This window comes from Pseudoxanthomonas sp. GM95, from assembly GCF_900109775.1.
Classification (GTDB): Bacteria; Pseudomonadota; Gammaproteobacteria; order Xanthomonadales; family Xanthomonadaceae; genus Pseudoxanthomonas_A.
Genome location: NZ_FOAX01000001.1, coordinates 1,611,593 through 1,627,647, shown reverse-complemented (window position 1 = coordinate 1,627,647; position 16,055 = coordinate 1,611,593). Strand labels below are relative to the sequence as shown.

Annotated in this window: 20 protein-coding genes; 11 read left to right on the top strand and 9 right to left on the bottom strand. The window is 64.5% G+C overall.

What is annotated here, in order from left to right; genetic code table 11:
- Positions 1 to 127 precede the first annotated feature (127 nt).
- From BMZ17_RS07570 to BMZ17_RS07555, 3 genes are all read left to right on the top strand, one after another.
- The gene (locus tag BMZ17_RS07570) at positions 128 to 823 is read left to right on the top strand and encodes a response regulator transcription factor (RefSeq protein WP_093137757.1); all 696 of its coding nucleotides are present in this window, start codon (positions 128 to 130) and stop codon (positions 821 to 823) included.
- Positions 820 to 1,227, top strand: a complete 408-nt coding sequence (locus BMZ17_RS07565; protein ID WP_093137755.1) for a hypothetical protein — start codon at positions 820 to 822, stop codon at positions 1,225 to 1,227. Before BMZ17_RS07570 ends, BMZ17_RS07565 begins: the two co-directional genes overlap by 4 nt.
- 296 nt (positions 1,228 to 1,523) lie before the next feature.
- Positions 1,524 to 2,198 (top strand): hypothetical protein, encoded by a 675-nt coding sequence (locus tag BMZ17_RS07555; RefSeq protein WP_093137749.1) that lies wholly within the window; start codon positions 1,524 to 1,526, stop codon positions 2,196 to 2,198.
- 292 nt (positions 2,199 to 2,490) lie between these two features.
- On the opposite strand, the gene arsN2 is transcribed toward BMZ17_RS07555, so the two are convergent.
- From arsN2 to arsH, 3 genes are read right to left on the bottom strand one after another with little or no spacing between them, the layout of a single operon-like run.
- A complete protein-coding gene (gene arsN2 / locus BMZ17_RS07550) occupies positions 2,491 to 2,919 on the bottom strand; it encodes an arsenic resistance N-acetyltransferase ArsN2 (RefSeq protein WP_093137746.1) in 429 nt (142 codons plus the stop codon).
- An 11-nt stretch (positions 2,920 to 2,930) separates the two neighbouring features.
- The gene (gene arsC, locus BMZ17_RS07545; protein WP_093137743.1) at positions 2,931 to 3,353 is read right to left on the bottom strand and encodes an arsenate reductase (glutaredoxin); all 423 of its coding nucleotides are present in this window, start codon (positions 3,351 to 3,353) and stop codon (positions 2,931 to 2,933) included.
- Positions 3,350 to 4,090: an arsenical resistance protein ArsH gene (gene arsH, locus BMZ17_RS07540; protein WP_093137740.1), complete on the bottom strand. Its 741-nt coding sequence runs from the start codon at positions 4,088 to 4,090 to the stop codon at positions 3,350 to 3,352. Before arsH ends, arsC begins: the two co-directional genes overlap by 4 nt.
- Before the next feature lie 38 nt (positions 4,091 to 4,128).
- On the opposite strand from arsH, the gene BMZ17_RS07535 reads away from it, so the two are divergent.
- Positions 4,129 to 4,449: an ArsR/SmtB family transcription factor gene (locus BMZ17_RS07535; RefSeq protein WP_093137738.1), complete on the top strand. Its 321-nt coding sequence runs from the start codon at positions 4,129 to 4,131 to the stop codon at positions 4,447 to 4,449.
- The gene (gene arsB / locus BMZ17_RS07530) at positions 4,449 to 5,504 is read left to right on the top strand and encodes an ACR3 family arsenite efflux transporter (RefSeq protein ID WP_093138104.1); all 1,056 of its coding nucleotides are present in this window, start codon (positions 4,449 to 4,451) and stop codon (positions 5,502 to 5,504) included. The genes BMZ17_RS07535 and arsB overlap by 1 nt, the downstream gene beginning before the upstream one ends.
- Before the next feature lie 127 nt (positions 5,505 to 5,631).
- Here the strand turns inward: arsB and BMZ17_RS07525 are convergent, their stop codons facing one another.
- Genes BMZ17_RS07525 through BMZ17_RS07500 form a run of 6 tightly spaced genes read right to left on the bottom strand, consistent with a single transcriptional unit; the run spans position 5,632 to position 9,737 of the window.
- Positions 5,632 to 6,462 carry an oxidoreductase gene (locus BMZ17_RS07525; RefSeq protein ID WP_093137735.1) on the bottom strand — a complete coding sequence of 277 codons (831 nt, stop codon included), beginning with the start codon at positions 6,460 to 6,462 and terminating at the stop codon, positions 5,632 to 5,634.
- 17 nt (positions 6,463 to 6,479) lie between these two features.
- Entirely contained in the window at positions 6,480 to 7,055 is a 576-nt protein-coding gene (locus tag BMZ17_RS07520) for a thioredoxin family protein (protein WP_093137733.1), read from the bottom strand.
- A 2-nt stretch (positions 7,056 to 7,057) separates the two neighbouring features.
- Complete coding sequence (locus tag BMZ17_RS07515; protein WP_093137731.1) at positions 7,058 to 7,750, bottom strand: cytochrome c biogenesis CcdA family protein; 693 nt, start codon at positions 7,748 to 7,750, stop codon at positions 7,058 to 7,060.
- Between the two features lie 15 nt (positions 7,751 to 7,765).
- Complete coding sequence (locus tag BMZ17_RS07510) at positions 7,766 to 8,182, bottom strand: organic hydroperoxide resistance protein (RefSeq protein ID WP_093137729.1); 417 nt, start codon at positions 8,180 to 8,182, stop codon at positions 7,766 to 7,768.
- A 36-nt stretch (positions 8,183 to 8,218) separates the two neighbouring features.
- The gene (locus BMZ17_RS07505) at positions 8,219 to 8,725 is read right to left on the bottom strand and encodes a cytochrome P460 family protein (protein ID WP_093137727.1); all 507 of its coding nucleotides are present in this window, start codon (positions 8,723 to 8,725) and stop codon (positions 8,219 to 8,221) included.
- Between the two features lie 13 nt (positions 8,726 to 8,738).
- The gene (locus tag BMZ17_RS07500; RefSeq protein ID WP_175485500.1) at positions 8,739 to 9,737 is read right to left on the bottom strand and encodes an alpha/beta fold hydrolase; all 999 of its coding nucleotides are present in this window, start codon (positions 9,735 to 9,737) and stop codon (positions 8,739 to 8,741) included.
- Between the two features lie 285 nt (positions 9,738 to 10,022).
- On the opposite strand from BMZ17_RS07500, the gene BMZ17_RS07495 reads away from it, so the two are divergent.
- The 6 genes from BMZ17_RS07495 to BMZ17_RS20880 all read left to right on the top strand — a co-directional run bounded on the left by BMZ17_RS07495 (position 10,023) and on the right by BMZ17_RS20880 (position 15,755).
- Positions 10,023 to 10,811 (top strand): alpha/beta fold hydrolase, encoded by a 789-nt coding sequence (locus tag BMZ17_RS07495; protein ID WP_093137725.1) that lies wholly within the window; start codon positions 10,023 to 10,025, stop codon positions 10,809 to 10,811.
- Positions 10,812 to 10,882: 71 nt separating this feature from the next.
- A complete protein-coding gene (locus BMZ17_RS07490) occupies positions 10,883 to 11,623 on the top strand; it encodes a response regulator (protein WP_093137723.1) in 741 nt (246 codons plus the stop codon).
- Positions 11,624 to 11,664: 41 nt separating this feature from the next.
- Entirely contained in the window at positions 11,665 to 12,930 is a 1,266-nt protein-coding gene (locus BMZ17_RS07485; RefSeq protein ID WP_254775212.1) for an ATP-binding protein, read from the top strand.
- Between the two features lie 182 nt (positions 12,931 to 13,112).
- A complete protein-coding gene (locus tag BMZ17_RS07480) occupies positions 13,113 to 14,735 on the top strand; it encodes an ABC-F family ATP-binding cassette domain-containing protein (protein WP_093137721.1) in 1,623 nt (540 codons plus the stop codon).
- Positions 14,736 to 14,955: 220 nt separating this feature from the next.
- Positions 14,956 to 15,306 (top strand): hypothetical protein, encoded by a 351-nt coding sequence (locus BMZ17_RS07475; protein ID WP_093137719.1) that lies wholly within the window; start codon positions 14,956 to 14,958, stop codon positions 15,304 to 15,306.
- Between the two features lie 80 nt (positions 15,307 to 15,386).
- Entirely contained in the window at positions 15,387 to 15,755 is a 369-nt protein-coding gene (locus BMZ17_RS20880) for a hypothetical protein (protein ID WP_139202820.1), read from the top strand.
- Positions 15,756 to 16,055: the final 300 nt, after the last annotated feature.

The following is a 16,055-nucleotide window of genomic DNA, read 5'->3' as shown; positions in this document are numbered from 1 at the left end:
GTCTTTGCGCTAACGGAGTGGGCTGCTGTTGATTGCCTTGCATCGACCTCGACCCTGGGTTTTTCGTCATCGGAGCGCGCAACTTCTGCGTTGTCAGAGGGGGCTGTAGGCGGTCGGGAGCAATGCGATGCTGATTGATGTCATCGCAAATAACGAGGTGATCCGCGCGACCGCTAGAAGCCTTGCCGCTCGCGGACATCAGATACGGCGGATCAACTTGTCCAGGGTGGGAGACATTACCTTGGCCGGCGACGCTTGCGTGGTTGGCGTTGGGCCACACACCAGGCTGGCAGCTCAGTGTGTGCAGCAGCTTCGGCGGGCGATTGGACGCGTATACCCGATCGTGGTGCTGATCCCAAACGACGACGTGGATACTAAGATCGAACTCCTTCGGGCTGGGGCAGACGATTGCTTGTTGTCTACCTGCGCGCCTGTGGAGCTGGAAGTGCGCATTGAGGTCCTGGTGCTGCATCGGGCGCGCCGTTCAGTTGGCAAAGTCCTGCGCGTTGGGGATCTGAAATTCGACCTGCAGACCCTGACGGCTACGAGGGCTGGCAAGGTCATTCACCTGTTTCCTGTGAGCAGGCGCCTCTTAGAGGTGCTCATGGCCGCAAGCCCTGCCGTCGTCTACACACGAACCCTGGAATGGGCGGTTTGGGGAGACCTGCCGCCGAAGCATGGGGGCCTGCGTGGTCACATTTACGAACTTCGGCAGAGCGTGGATGCTGGCTCCGACGTAAAGCTGATTCATGCGGTTCGTGGGGCCGGTTATCGACTAGTTGACGATGTCCAGCTGGCGAACACACGCAGAGGATTTGCATGAGCGAAGTGCTGCCAGACGTTCTGAAAGGTGCGCTCATCTGTGTGTTAGCTGTGTGCGCTGGCCTGGGTGCATATCAGGTCATGCTCAAGTTGTGGAAGCGAATGCGAAAGGGTCGTGAGAAGCCTTGGGTCGCCCTGGCGGCCCTTGGCGGAATTGCCTTGGTGACCGTTGACTACTTCATTGTGAGGGTCTTCATTCTTGCGACCGCATCATCGGCTCTCTATATCCTTTCCTTCATCGTGCAGTGCCCAGATGACTCGGTGCTCACGTCGAACCCAGGACGCACCGCCGTTTGGTTCAAGCGCGCAGCCTTGGCATCCCTGTTCGCGTCGATTGTCGGACTGGCGGTGTGGGGCGGTTTCGTTCTTTGGTTAAGCGGTGGCGAGCCAGGTGTGGGCACGTGACTGTTATACCGCTGGACTCCCGTCCTTAACCTGTGACCGGGTGTGTCCTTGCTGAGTCAGTGTCGGCATCGCCCTATGTTCGATGTCCGCTTCTAGCCGATTGAAGACGACCCCGTCTCATAACACTGGTGCTGCACCCGAGCCACTCCGGAGCTCTTCTTGGACTGCAACTGGATGTGCCTCGTGTGCCAACCGATGTTGTCCGTGGCGACGACCTGGCCCTGCCCGTCGTCCAAGATCACCGACTTGATCAGCCCGGCCTCGTGGGTAACGATGCGGCAAGGGGAGGGATTCAAATGGCCAAGGAATGGTTGGTGCGCATGTTGGTGCTGCTCAGTGGCGTGATGCCCCTGCTTGCGGTCGCCCAGGTCCATGTGTCGGGCTACTTCCGCAAAGACGGCACCTACGTCGCTCCGCATTACCGGAGCGCACCAAACAGCTCGGCTAGCGATAACTATTCCAGCGCCGGCAACATCAATCCGTTCACCGGGTTGGTGGATCGCCGTCAGGCGAACGGCCTGCAGATCGATCCATCTGCTACCTACATCGCACTGCTGATGCCGCGTGCGCACGTCACAGCCCCGGTCCAGGTGCCTGCAGTGCCTGCGCATCAGGTGCGGATCGTGTCGATCTGGAAGTGCGTCGATGTCCAAGGTGTTGCCCATTACCTCGCCTACCCACGTGCGGGATGCGACGAGATCAACGTGACCACTGCAGCTGCGCCGCCACCCAGACCGATCGCTTCAGCGGTTCCGTTCTACTTCCGCGGATCAGCCTGCACCCAGGGCTGCTCGGGGCACGAGGCGGGCTACAACTGGGCCGAAGAAAACGGCATTGATGACCCAGATGATTGCGGCGGGAACTCTGCTTCCTTCATCGAGGGGTGTGAAGCCTACGCCGAAGAGCAGCAGGAACAGGCGCAGCAAGAACAGGACGAACGGGCCGTGCAGGACGCCGAAGACGCCTGGTGATGCTGATCGAAGCGAAGTCCTAGGGATGGACCATGGTATTGGTATGGGTTGCGGCGAAGTCGACGATGCCTTGGCCAATCTCCATACATCGAAGAACCGGCGGGTGAGTGACACGCTCTGATTTCTGACCGCCGGTCGTCGACTGGATCTTCTTATGCAACTTCTGGCCTGGGTGGGCAGGAAACGATTGGCAGCTACCGATCCGTAGCGGACGTCCGGTGGACCCTTGCCCTGATGAGTTTCGAGTGGACGGTCCGGTCGATGTTCGGTATCTGGTTCCGCAACCGTTCGTCTAAATTGTCTTGGACATGAAGCTCGCCGACGAGGGGCACATGCCCGAGAACTGCCGCGTCGAACGGATCGCATCGGGCGCGTTTGCTCTGGGCGTTAGCGCGTAGCCACAGCGCTCGAAGAGCGGTGCGGCGGTCGTCGTGAGCAGGAACAGCTTGGCAATCCCAGCCTCTGCGGCAAGCCGCTCGCCCGCATCGATCAGCGCTAGCGACAGGCCCATGCCGCGTGCGTCGGGGCGAACGCTGAGCGAGCGCAGCAGGCCCACATTTCCGTGCATCTCGATTGCGACGACGCCAATGAGGCGTCCTTCCTCCTCGGCACCTGCGTAGAGGCGCGGCACATCATCTTCTAGATCTTCGATGGGAAGTCCGCTGGCGACGAGCAGGTCCAGAACCCGTCGGTCCAGCGCAATCGGAGAGATGATGTTCATGCGGCCTCGGGTCAGTTTTCTGCGCTGGGCGTGCGGGTGTCGATCACCATGTCACCGTCTTCTTTCTGGAACGGGCTGGGCAGCGTTGGCAGGATGTCCAGGACGACCTCAGACGGCCGCGCGAGGCGAACGCCAAGGTCGGTCTCGACCAGCGGCCGGTTGATCAAGATCGGCGTCGCGATCATCGCGTCCAGCAGTTGGTCATCTGTCAGGGCCGGATCGTCGAGACCGAGTTCCAGATACGGCGTGCCCTTCTGCCGGACCGCGTCGCGGACAGACAGGCCAGCACGTCGGATCAAGACGGTGAGTGTGTCCTTTGTCGGGGGCGTCTGCAGATACTCGATGACCGTCGGCTCGATACCTGCATGGCGGATCAATGAGAGCGTGTTGCGCGAGGTGCCGCAGCTGGGGTTGTGATAAATCGTCGCCTTCATGTTGTGGCTCCTGCGGCCACGGGCGCTGTGGTCGCGCCTGATGATGCAGCCAGTGCAGCGGCCTGGGCATCGCCCTTTCGTTCGCTGTAGCGGTCTACCAAGTAGTCGCTGCGGTCCCGGACGAGCAAGGTGAACTTCACCAGTTCCTCCATCACGTCCACGACCCGGTCGTAATAGGCAGATGGCTTCATGCGCCCAGCCTCGTCGAATTCCTGCCAAGCCTTCGGCACCGACGACTGGTTGGGGATCGTCACCATGCGCATCCAGCGGCCCAGCACGCGCAATGCGTTCACTACGTTGAAGGACTGCGAGCCGCCGCTGACCTGCATTACGGCGAGCGTTCGACCCTGGGTGGGACGCATGCCTGCATCTTCCAAGGGCAGCCAGTCGATCTGGTTCTTCAGCACAGCCGTCAGCGTCCCGTGTCGTTCCGGGCTGACCCAGACATGGCCTTCAGACCACATGGACGCCTCACGCAGTTCGCGGACCTTGGGGTGATCGGCCGGCACGGCGTCCAGCATCGGCAGCTCATGTGGGTCGAACAGCCTGGTCTCGGCGCCGAAATGCTCCAGAAGGCGCTGCGCCTCCTGAGCCAGCTTCTTGCTGAAGGACTGCGGGCGCAGTGAGCCATAGAGGATCAGGATGCGCGGCTTGTGGGCGCGCGGCTGTTCGACGGCAAGTCGGGCGAGGCTGGGTGTGTCCAGCAGGCCGGGGTCGATGTTGGGGAGATCGAGCATTGGTTGTTCCTGGCTAACGTTTCAACTATTCTGGAAATATGGAACATACCACAGCAGTTCGCGCCCTGGCGGCGCTTGGCAACGGCACACGCCTCTCCATCTATCGCGTGCTGGTCGAGGCAGGGCACGGGGGCAAACTGGCCGGGGAGATTGCCCAGGCCCTATCGTTGCCGGCGCCCACGCTGTCCTTTCATCTGAAGGAGCTGGCGGCGGCTGACTTGGTTGCGGGAGAGCAGCGGGGCCGAACGATCTGCTACCGGGCGAACTTCGATGTCATGACCGGCCTGGTTGGCTACCTGACAGAGAACTGCTGCGCGGGCGACCAAGAGACCTGCGGCGTGCAGGCGGAGTGCTGCTGATGTCCAGCGAGGCTGCAGCGCGCCCCGGCCGGCTCTCGTTCCTTGATCGCTACCTCACTGCGTGGATCTTCATCGCGATGGGAATCGGAGTCGCCCTTGGGGCGCTCGTGCCGAGCGTGCAAGGCAAGATCGATGCATTGACCATCGGGACCACGAACCTGCCAATCGCGGTCGGGCTGATCCTGATGATATTCCCGCCCTTAGCGAAGGTCGATTACGGGCAGCTGGGCGTCGTCTTCCAGGACAGGCGAGTCTTGGCCTTGTCGCTACTGCAGAACTGGATCGTCGGTCCGGTGCTGATGTTCGCGCTGGCGGTCATCTTCCTGCGGGACCAGCCGGGCTATATGACCGGCTTGATCCTGATCGGCTTGGCGCGCTGCATCGCGATGGTGTTGGTCTGGAACCAGCTGGCTGGTGGTGACAACCAATATGTTGCTGGGCTAGTTGCCTTCAATTCGATCTTCCAGATCGCCTTTTTCAGCATCTACGCCTGGTTGTTCCTGTCAGTGCTCCCGAGCGCAATCGGTCTGCAGGGTGTCGTGCTGGACGTGGGGTTCTGGCCGGTTGCCGAGGCCGTGCTGATTTATCTGGGCATCCCCTTCGCGGCTGGCTACATCACGCGGCGCCTTTTGATCGCCAGCAGAGGTGCAGCCTGGTATCGGGATCGTTTTCTGCCTGCGATCAGCCCGATCACCCTGGTGGCGCTCCTGCTGACCATCGTGGTCATGTTCGCGATGAAGGGCGGCGACGTGGTCCGGTTGCCTTTGGATGTCGTGCGGGTCGCAGTGCCGCTGACGTTCTACTTCCTGATTCAGTTCGGTATCAGCTTTGCCCTGGGCAAGCTCATCGCGAAGGACTACCCCCGCACGACGGCCATCGCCTTCACCGCGACAGGCAACAACTTCGAGCTGGCGATTGCGGTTGCGGTGGCTGCATTCGGGATCGCATCACCCGTCGCTTTTGCAGCTGTAATCGGGCCGCTGATCGAGGTGCCGGTGCTGATCGTGTTGGTTGGTCTGTCTGTAAGGTTGCAACGGCACTTCGCTAAGCACTGATCACTCTCATGTCCGCTTGTGGCCGGAAGCGGACTAGCGAGGCAGAACGATTAGGCAGGTTTAGCGAGGGTAGGGCGCGACCGGCTTTATTGATCTGTGGAATGTGCCTGCTCCAGCCAATCGCTCGCTAAGCCGAGAAATCGGTCGAGACGCTGAGCGCACGCCAGCGGCGCAATTCCTCCAGTCGCCGGCAGTCGGCCGCTTCGATGGCATCGGCCGCGTCGCTGCCCAGCGCGATGCGCAGCGGCGGCTGCGGCATTGACGCCAAGGCGAGGATCGCCTGCGCTGCGCGTGCCGGGTCCCCAGGCTGGTGGCCATCGTAGCCACGCTGGCGACGTGCCGTCGCGCCCACGACCGCGTCGTACTCTGCGCGTCCCTCGCGCAGTTCAGTGGAAGCCCCGGCGAAATCGGTGCGGAAGCCGCCGGGTTCAACAATGGTGACGTGGACGCCGATCAACGCCATCTCCAGCGCGAGCGATTCGGAGAAGCCCTCCACGCCCCACTTGGCGGCTGAGTATGGTGCGCGGCCAGGTGCACCTATGCGCCCGCCCACCGACGAGAGCTGCATCAGGTGGCCACTGCGCTGTGCACGCATCAGCGGGATCACAGCCTTGGTCATGATGATTGTCCCGAACAGATTGGTCTCGATCTGTCGGCGGAAGTCGGCCAGTGGTGTGTCTTCCACTGAGTCGACGTTGCCGTAGCCGGCATTGTTGACCAGCACGTCGATGCCGCCGAACGTCTCGATCGCTGCCAGCACCGCGTGTTGTGCGGCCGCCTCGTCGGTGACGTCCAGCGCCACGGTGCGCACCGCATCGCCGTAGCGTTCGGACAGGTCGGCCAGCTGTGCCGGGTCGCGTGCCGTGGCGACGAGCGAGTGTCCGGCCTGAAGTACCGCTTCGGCCAGGGAGCGGCCGAGACCGCGCGAACTACCGGTGATGAACCATCTTGATGACATGGATGAACTCTTGGGGATCAGGGGGCGCGGGACGCGGGCGCATCATCGCGCCGTGCGGCCAGCAGCTGGCGGATCTTTGCCTCGGTCTGGGCATAGCCGCCTTCGCCGAAATGCTGGTAGACGATGCGGCCATCCGCATCGATGAGGTACAGCGCGGGCCAGTACTGGTTGCCGTATGCACTCCAGGTCCGGTAGTCGTTGTCCTGTGCCACCGGGTACGTGATCCCGAAGCGCTGCACCGCGGCCTGCAGGTTGTGGGTCTGCTTTTCGTAGGCATATTCGGGCGTGTGGACGCCCACCACCACCAGACCCTGATCGTGGAAGTCGGCATGCCACTGCTTCACATGCGGCAGCACGTGGATGCAGTTGATGCACGAGTAAGTCCAGAACTCCACCAGCACCACTTTCCCGCGCAGCTGCGGCAATGACAGTGGGGAGGAGTTGATCCATTGGCCGATGCCTTGGAAGTCCGGCGCCATTGGGGCGGGCGAGGTGTGGCTGGGTTCTACCTGGTCGGCCTGCACCTGCGGCGAGCAGGCGCTGGCGAACACGCAGGCGGCCAGCAGGGTGAGGGTGGGGACGAGCTTGCGCATGATCAGAGTCCTTGCGAAACGGAGGGAAGCCATTGCGTCGCCCAGGCCGAGACAAGCACGTCGTACTGGAACAGCTGTAGAAGCGCGATACCTAGGGCGAGCGCGCCGAAGCCGCGGCGGAATAGCGTGGTATGGCGTTGCAGCACGGACAGGCGGGAGTCCACCCACCGTCCGCCATAGGCGATGAGCAACATGGGCAGGCCTGCACCGAGCGCATACACGCCCAGCAACGCGGTGGCTTTTCCCGGCGCCTGGGCGCTGGCGGCCAGCGCCAGCACGGAAGCGAGCACTGGGCCGGCGCAGGGCGTCCACGCCAGGCCGAGCGAAGCGCCAACCAGCAGCGCGCCGATTGCACCCTCCAGCAGACGCCCGGAGTTACGCGGTCTGCGCCAAGCCTGCAGCTTTGCCACTAATGCCTCGAACGGGGCTGGCCAGAAGCACGAGAGCGCAGCCAGCAACAGTACGCCGATGGAGGCATCGCGGATCGCACCTTGCAGCGCGCCGGAAGAGGCCGAGAGCGCGCCGATCAGCCAGCCGCCCGCAGCGAAGCTCAGGACGAAACCGGTGATGATCCACAGCGGCGTGGCGCGGCCACGCCCCGCCGTGGTGGCCAGCACGATCGGTAACACCGGCAGGATGCACGGGGATAGCAGAGTGGCCATACCAGCGGCGATGGCCAGGGCGTAGGCGAGCATGTCGTTGCCTCCGGGCTAGAGAACGTCGATGCGCACGCCGATGTTGCCGCGCGTGGCCCGCGAATACGGGCAAAGGCGATGCGCCTGTTCGACCAGCACCTGCGCCTGTTCGCGTGACAGGCCCGGCAGCAACACCGCGAGTCGCGCCTGCAGCTGAAATTCCACGCCGGTCTTGCCCAAATCGATTTCCGCGTCGATGGCGGTGTCCATCGGCAGCGCGATCTGCAAGCCACTCGCAGCCCTCCTCATCGCGCCTTCGAAACACGCCGACCAGCCAGCGGCGAACAGCTGCTCGGGATTCGTGCCGGGACGACCACTGCCCGGCGGGGAGAGTGCGACGTTCAGTTGGCCGTCGTCGCTGCGGGCATGGCCTTCGCGGCCGCCAACAACGCGGGTCTTTGCGGTGTACAGCACGGTATCGAGGGAATTCATGAGGAGCTCCTTAAGGGTTCGCGTGCGCGGTGGCGATCACGGCGCGTAGCGGGTGAACACGTAGTCGCGTTGCTTGACGCGTGCCGCATGGCAGGCATCGCAGGTGCGGTGCTGGGCTTCGTCGGCAGGCTGGCCATCGATGAAACGGCCATAGCCCCAGCCGCCGGTTGCGGCGTAACGCTTTGAGTCCTTCACCATCACCTGCACTGTGGTGGCGGCGCCGGGCACCGTGGCGGTGGCAAAGTCGCCTGAAGGCGCGCGCTTCCATGCCAGCTTCACCAGCACTGCGCCGTCCGGGAATGGGCGGATGTTTTCGCGGAATGCGCGCACCGCCAGCGGGTTGCCGAGCACCACGCGCAGTTCGTCCAGCGGGGCGGCTTCCTCGGCCGGGGCGATCAGTTCCCACTGCCGGTAGCCATGCGGCAGCGTCACGCCATAGATCGGGGTGGCGGGGCCGGCATCGTCAGCGCGGGCAAGAAAGGCGACGCCCAGCGCCGTGGCAGCACCGCACAACAGCAGCGCGGATTGAAGGATCGGCTTCATCGCGGCGCTCCGGTTACAAGCGGGTGGCGTCGATGACCGCCTGGACGAAGGCGGCAGGCGCTTCCTGCGGCGGGTTGTGACCGATGCCGCCTCGCAGTGTGCGGTGCTCGTAGTTCCCGGTGAACTTCGCCGCGTAGGCTTCCGGCCGCGGATGGGGCGCGCCGTTGGCATCGCCTTCCAGGGTGATGGTCGGCACGGTGATGGCCGGCAGCTGCGCCAGGCGCTGCTCCAGCGCGGCGTACTTGGGTTCGCCCTGCGCTAGGCCCAGCCGCCAGCGGTAGTTGTGGATCGTGATGGCGACCTGGTCGGGGTTGTCCAGCGACGCCGCGCTGCGGGCGAAGGTGGTGTCGTCGAACTTCCACTCCGGCGAGGCCAGCTTCCAGATCTGCCGCGCGAAATCATGCGTGTACTGCGCGTAGCCGTCGCGGCCGCGATCGGTGGCGAAGTAATACTGGTACCACCACTGCAGTTCGGCCGAGGGCGGCAGCGGATTGCGGCCGGCCTCCTGGCTGCTGATCAGGTATCCGCTCACCGATACCAGCGCCTTGACCCGCTGCGGCCACAGCGCGGCGACGATGTCAGCCGAGCGCGCACCCCAGTCAAAACCGGCCAGCGTGGCGCGCTGGATATGCAGCGCGTCCATCAGCGCGATGACATCGGAAGCCAGGGCGGCCGGCTCGCCGTTGCGCGGGGTGTCGGGCGAGAGGAAGCGCGTGCTGCCGTAGCCGCGCAGGTGCGGCACGACCACCCGGTAACCCTGTGCGGCAAGCCTGGGGGCGACCTCGGCGTAGCTATTGATGTCGTAGGGCCAGCCGTGCAGCAGGATCACCACTTCGCCCGTCTTCGGGCCGAGATCGGCGTAGCCGATATCCAGATCGCCGGCGACGACGTGCTGGTCGGCGACCAGCGGCGCGGGTGGGGTGGCGGCGCTGACGATGCCGACCAGCAGGGGCTGGGCAGCCAGCAGCAGGGTGGCCAGGCGCATCGGGGTGCGGCGGAAGAGGCTGGACATGCTCGTACTCCTGTCGTGATGGGGGCGGTGCCGGCGGTGTCGTCCGGCGGTGTGTGCATTGCATGCCCCGGGCGTATCCCGCCCGTGTCCCCCAACCGCCGCTTTTGTCAGCAAGCCGCACCCGCTGGCCGCCGGATACACATCGATACAAAACGGCCGCGGCTTTGTATCTGAATGTGTACAGCGCCTCGCGGGCGCGGCCCGCATACATTTCGCCACCGACGCGACAACGGCCCGATACAGCGCGGCGCTGCAATGCAGGCCCCAAGCCGAGGAGTCAACGCCATGGTGCGTACCGTTGCCCTAGCCAGCCTGCTGGCCGCCGCCGTCTCTCCCGTCATCGCGTTTGGAGCCGAGCGCGTCGCGCTGCCCACAGTTGTCCTCGTCCATGGTGCGTTCGCCGATGCGTCGAGCTGGGACGCGGTCGCGTTGCGCCTGCAGCGTCGTGGCGTGCCGGTGGTGGAGGTGGAAAACCCGCTGACTTCGCTGGCCGACGATGTCACCGCCACGCGCCGCGCCATCGATGCCGCACCGGGGAAGGTGGTGCTGGTCGGCCATTCGTGGGGCGGCACGGTAATCACCGAAGCGGGCGTGGACCCGAAGGTCGAATCACTCGTCTACGTTGCCGCCTTCGCGCCCGACGTCGGCCAGACCTCCGCGCAGCAGGGCGAGCACTTCCCCGTCGCGCCCGGGCTACAGCAGCTGGTGGAGAAAGACGGCTTCCTCTCGCTGTCACCCGACACTGTGGCCGAAGACTTCGCCCAGGACCTGGTGCCCGTGCAGATTGCCGAGGTGGTGAAGCACCAGTTGCCATTGAAGGCGACCGCGCTTTCCGAGCCGGTGGACGTGGCGGCGTGGCGCTCGCGCCCGAGCTGGTACGTGGTTTCGCGCAATGACCGCATGCTCACGCCTGCGATGCAGGTCGCTACAGCGCAGCGCATCGGCGCGAAATGCCGTTCAATTGCGTCCAGCCATGTCTCGCCGCTTTCCGCACCCGGCGAGGTGGCCGACACCATCCTCGAAGCGGCCGGCATGAAGCCCGCCGGGCAGGCGCCCGGCTTCGGCGGTGGCTGAGCGCACATTCCACCTTCGCGCAAGAAGCTACCATCGCGCCTCGCCGCGTCCCCTCGTCCACGGAAAGCTTGATGTCCCACGCCGATCATATTCTCGTCGTCGATGACGACCGCGATATCCGCCAGCTGGTCGGTGACTACCTGCGCAAGAACGGCCTGCGCGTGAGTCTGGCCGCTGATGGCCGCGAGATGAAGGCAACCTTGGACACCAGCGACGTAGACCTGGTGGTGCTCGATGTGATGATGCCTGGCGAAGATGGTCTGACCTTGTGCCGCAACCTGCGTGCGGGCAAGCACCGCGCCGTGCCGGTGGTGATGCTCACCGCGCGCGATGACGAGACCGATCGCATCATCGGTCTGGAGATGGGCGCAGACGATTATGTCGTCAAGCCGTTCTCGCAACGCGAGCTGCTGGCGCGCATCAATGCTGTGATCCGCCGCACCCGCATGTTGCCGCCGAACCTGCAGGTAAGTGAGGCGGCGCGGCTGATCGGCTTCGGCGAATGGCGGCTGGATACCACCGCGCGCCATCTGCTCGATGCGCAGGACACCGCCTATCCGCTCAGCGCCGCCGAGTTTCGCCTGCTGCGCGTTTTCGTCGACCACCCGCAGCGCGTGCTCAGCCGCGACCAGCTGCTCAACCTCACGCAGGGTCGCGACGCAGAACTGTTCGATCGTTCGATCGATTTGCTGGTCAGTCGCTTGCGCCAGCGCCTGGGCGATGCGGCGCGCGAGCAGGCCTACATCAAGACCGTGCGCAGCGAGGGCTATGTGTTCTGCCAGCCAGTCACGCTGATCGGGGACCCTGCGTGAGCCTGCGCATCCCGTGGCCGCGTTCGCTGGGCACGCGGCTGGTGCTGCTGCTGGCCGGCGGCCTGCTGCTGGCGCATGCGCTGTCGTTTGGCCTGCTGCTGCACGAGCGCGACCTCGCCACACGCGGCATGATGCTCAGCGGCATGGAGCAGGACGTCCCGTTGAGTGTGGCGCTGCTCGAGCGGCTGTCGCCGGCCGAGCGGCAGGCCTGGCTGCCAAGGCTGGAGCGGCGCACCTATCGCTATCTGATGCGTCCTGCACAACCCGGCACGGCACTGGACAGCGAGCGTGCGCGGCAAGTCACCGGGCTGGTCGACAACGCGCTGGGCCATCACTACGCGCTGCGGCCGCGTGCCGTATCCGCCATCCCGGAACGGTATGAGATCGAGCTCACGCTGGCCGACGGCCAGCCGCTCACGATCGAGGTCACGCCTTCGCTGCTGCCATTGGCTCGCTGGCTGCCGTGGGTGTTGGCGCTGCAGGTGCTGCTTTTGATCGCCTGCGCGTGGGTGGCGGTGCGCGCGGTGACACGTCCGCTGGCGCGGTTGGCCGATGCGGCTAGGCGGTTGGACCCGGCGCGGCCATCCCCGCCGTTGCCGCAGGATGGTCCGCGCGAAGTTGCCCAGGCTGCGGGTGCGCTCAACGCGCTGCAGGCACGCATCGCCACGCATGTCACTGAGCGCATGCAAATCCTCGCTGCAATCTCGCATGACCTCCAGACCCCGATCACCCGCCTGCGCCTGCGGGTAGAGAGCATGGAAGAAGGCCCGACCCAGTCGCGCCTGCTCGATGATGTCACCCAGCTCGGCCAGCTCGTGCGCGAAGGCGTGACCTATGCGCGCAGCGCGCATGTCGCACTGGGGCCGGCTGTGCGCGTGGACCTGCAGTCCTTCCTCGGCAGTGTGGTGGACGATTACCAGGACATGGGCCGCGCCGTGCAAATGGGCCATACCGAGGCGGTGGCGTTGCCGACGCACCCGCAAGTGCTGCGGCGCGTGGTGCAGAACCTGGTCGACAATGCGCTCGCCTACGCGGGCAGTGCTGAGGCGGCGCTGCATCGGCAGGCGGACGGCCACGTGCGGATCGAGGTGCTTGATCGGGGCCCCGGCATTCCCGCCGACGCGCTGGCCGCAGTGCTGCAGCCTTTTCATCGTCTGGAGCCTTCGCGTGGTCGCGAGAGTGGCGGTACCGGGCTGGGGCTGGCGATCGCCCAGCAGCTGGCGCAGGCCCTCGGCGGTGAACTGCAACTGGGCAACCGCGAGGGCGGTGGGCTTTGTGCGGTGCTCGTTCTGCCTGCGGGTGCGTGACCGGCATCCGTGCGCTTCAGCCAGGCCGCGCTAGAGTAGCGGCCTCGACAGGAGACCCTTCGGACGTGTGAGCCCTGATTCCCCGTAGACCGCGCGACCGCGCAGCCGTGAGCGGCTGGCGTGCGCGCGGGCGTCCGCCGCGCTGGCCATGCCGTGCGCGCCGCATCCCACGGAGGATTTCCATGTCCCCTGCGCCCATCCGCGTATCGAACCTGAGCTTTGCCTGGCCGGACGGCACGCCCGTCCTCGACGATCTTTCCTTCACCCTCGGCGCCGCGCGCACGGGCCTTGTCGCACCAAACGGCGCCGGCAAGAGCACGCTGTTGCGCCTGCTCGCCGGCGAGTTGTCGCCCTCCGCCGGACGCATTGAACTGCATGGCCGCGTGGCGTACCTGCCACAGAAGCTCGTGCTCGCACCCCACGCGCGGGTGGCCGACGCCCTCGGCGTGGCGGCAAAGTTGTGCGCGCTGGATGCCGTGCTGGCGGGCGACGCCGAGCCAGAGGCGCTCGACCTAGTGGACGGAGACTGGGATCTGCATGAGCGCGTCGCCGCGATGCTGGGCCGCCTTGGACTTGATGGGCTGTCGTTGGAGCGCCCGTTGGCCACGCTCAGCGGGGGTGAGGCGATGTCTATGGCTTTGGCGGCGCGACTGCTGGAGCGCCCCGACGTGCTGTTGCTCGATGAGCCCAGCAACCACCTCGACCAAGCCGCCCGTCACCGCCTGCGCGACGTGCTCTCCAGCTGGCCGGGCTGCGTGTTGGTGGCCAGCCATGATCGCGAGCTGCTCGAAGGCGTGGACCAGATCGCCGAACTGCGTGCCGATCACCTGCAGCTGCATGGCGGAGGATGGGGCTTCTATCGCGACGCAGTGGAATCCGGGCAGGAGGTCGCCGAACAACGCGTGCGCCAGCTGCGGAGCGAGGTGCGGCGGCAGCAGTACGCAAGGCAGGATGCACGGGAACGCGCCGAGCGCCGCAGTGGCCGTGCCGAACGTCGGGTTGGCGATGCCGGCCTACCGCGCTTGATTGCCGGCAGGCGCGCCGGCGCCGCGCAGGTGTCGGCCGGCAAGGCCGACGACGTACATGCCGACCGCCTGGCCCAGGCTCGCGCCCAGCTGCGCGACGCGGTGCAGGCGGTGGATGCCTCCGGTCCGATAAACCTGCCGGCGCCCGCCACGCGCGTGCCGGACGAACGCGTTCTGTTCCATGGTGAAGGTCTGCGCGTGCAGCGTGATGGCCGTGCGCTTTTCGGTACGCAAGGCGCGACGCTGACGATCCGCGGCCCCGAACGCATCGCGCTGCTGGGCGCCAACGGGGTCGGTAAGACGACGCTGCTGAGGCTGATCGCTGGCGACGTGCTTCCCGAGTCAGGCAGCGTGCGCCGCGGGCCGGGGCGCATCGCGTGGTTGTCGCAGAGGCTGGAACTGCCCGAGCCTGGGCGAAGCGTCGCGCGACACTTCGCTGAGGCTGCGCCGGGCCTGCCGGAAGCCGAGCGCGCGAGGCTGCTGGCAGGCTTGGGCTTTCGCGGCGACCGGGCAAATCTACCGCTGGATGCTTTGTCTGGCGGCGAACGGCTACGCGCGGTGTTCTTGTGCATGCTGCATGCCGAGCCGGCGCCGCAGTTGCTCTTACTCGACGAGCCCACCAACAACCTTGACCTGGACACTGTCGCGCACCTGGAACAGGCGCTGAGCGGCTACCAAGGAGCGATGCTGGTCGCCAGCCACGACCGCGCCTTTCTTGAGGCGATCGGGGTAACGCGCCGGTGGATGCTGGCCGAGGGTGTCCTGTCTGAGCTGCATTGATGAGCGCCGAGGCGACGGGTGGGGTGTGGCAGGCATATAGCTTTAGCCCTTCCGTCGCTAACAGATCCAAGCCTTAAGCTGAGCACCGAACAAGGCCTGATCGACAACATCGGCTATGTCAGCAACTGACCGTTAGTCTTCACCACGCCGGCATGGCAACATTCGACCGAAGCGGATAGCTATGTGGACTGAATGATGGAGACTTGCTCGGAGGGTATCAATGAAATCTTTGTTCGGGCTTTGGGCTATTTTCAGCACCGTCTTCGCGTTTTCAGTAAGGGCTGGAGACCTCGACGAGGCGCTTGGCGCGGGAAGGGTGGCTGCTGAAAATTTCGAGAAGGAACTGTTTCGGCAGCAGGAACAGATAGCGATCGATGAAAGCAGTAAGGCACTCGTCGAGTACGTCTATGACCGTCGTAATTATTCGATAGGGATTTCTAGAAGGAACGGAATCTATGTCGTTGTTTTTTCCCTAAAGCAGGATGCCGCCGAAAGGGTGCTCGGCGGCGGTGCCATGTATGAAATTGAAGCTGACACTCTTAGGATTTCCAGCATCAAGCTCTATGAGTAGCTTCTGCTTGCGACCCGAAGCGGACGTTTTCGTCAGCGTGGGGCTGAAGTCAGGATTTCGAGTATTGGGGTGGTGGTGCAATGACAGATTGGTCGTATCTGCTGTTCGCTGGCTCAATCTATGCATTGGGCTTTGTTGGTCTATTCGCTTTCACACTTCTCCCGCTAAGGGCGTATCTCGCGATTCGGCGCAACAAGCATTTCTGGCATTCTTCGAACGTCGGCAAGTTCGCTCTGCTTGTTGTTGCAGTTGCCGCGGTCAGCGCGATATCGCTCAGCATCTTTCCGATCGCCCGGGTGTTCAGATGCCTTGCCGAGGCTTACTGTGGCCCAAATCGGGCGCACGGCTGGCTTTATCTGGCTTTCATTGGCCTGCTCTACGTTGGCTTTGAAGCCATATCAGTTTGCACTATTGCGTTTGCACGAAAATTTTCCTGTTCCACACTCTGAAAATTTGATCAAGCGAAAATCGCGACGTGTATGGACCTAGCCATGCCGGGATGTCGGCTCATGGCCGAAAGCTGCCCCAGTCACTTCTCATCTCAACGAAGCGGCATGCCCCCCCGGGGGAGCTGGCCATTTAGCTGGTCTCAGTACATAGCTTTTTTTTTGACTGAGGCCGGCAAAAATATGCAAGCCGCGTGGATAAAAATGCCGAAGACTCATCGTGCGCGGACTTGTATGAAGCGCCGATGGAGAAGCGGATGGCTAGCTCATGAGGGCTCGGGGCGTATCTATCGCGCTGCCGGA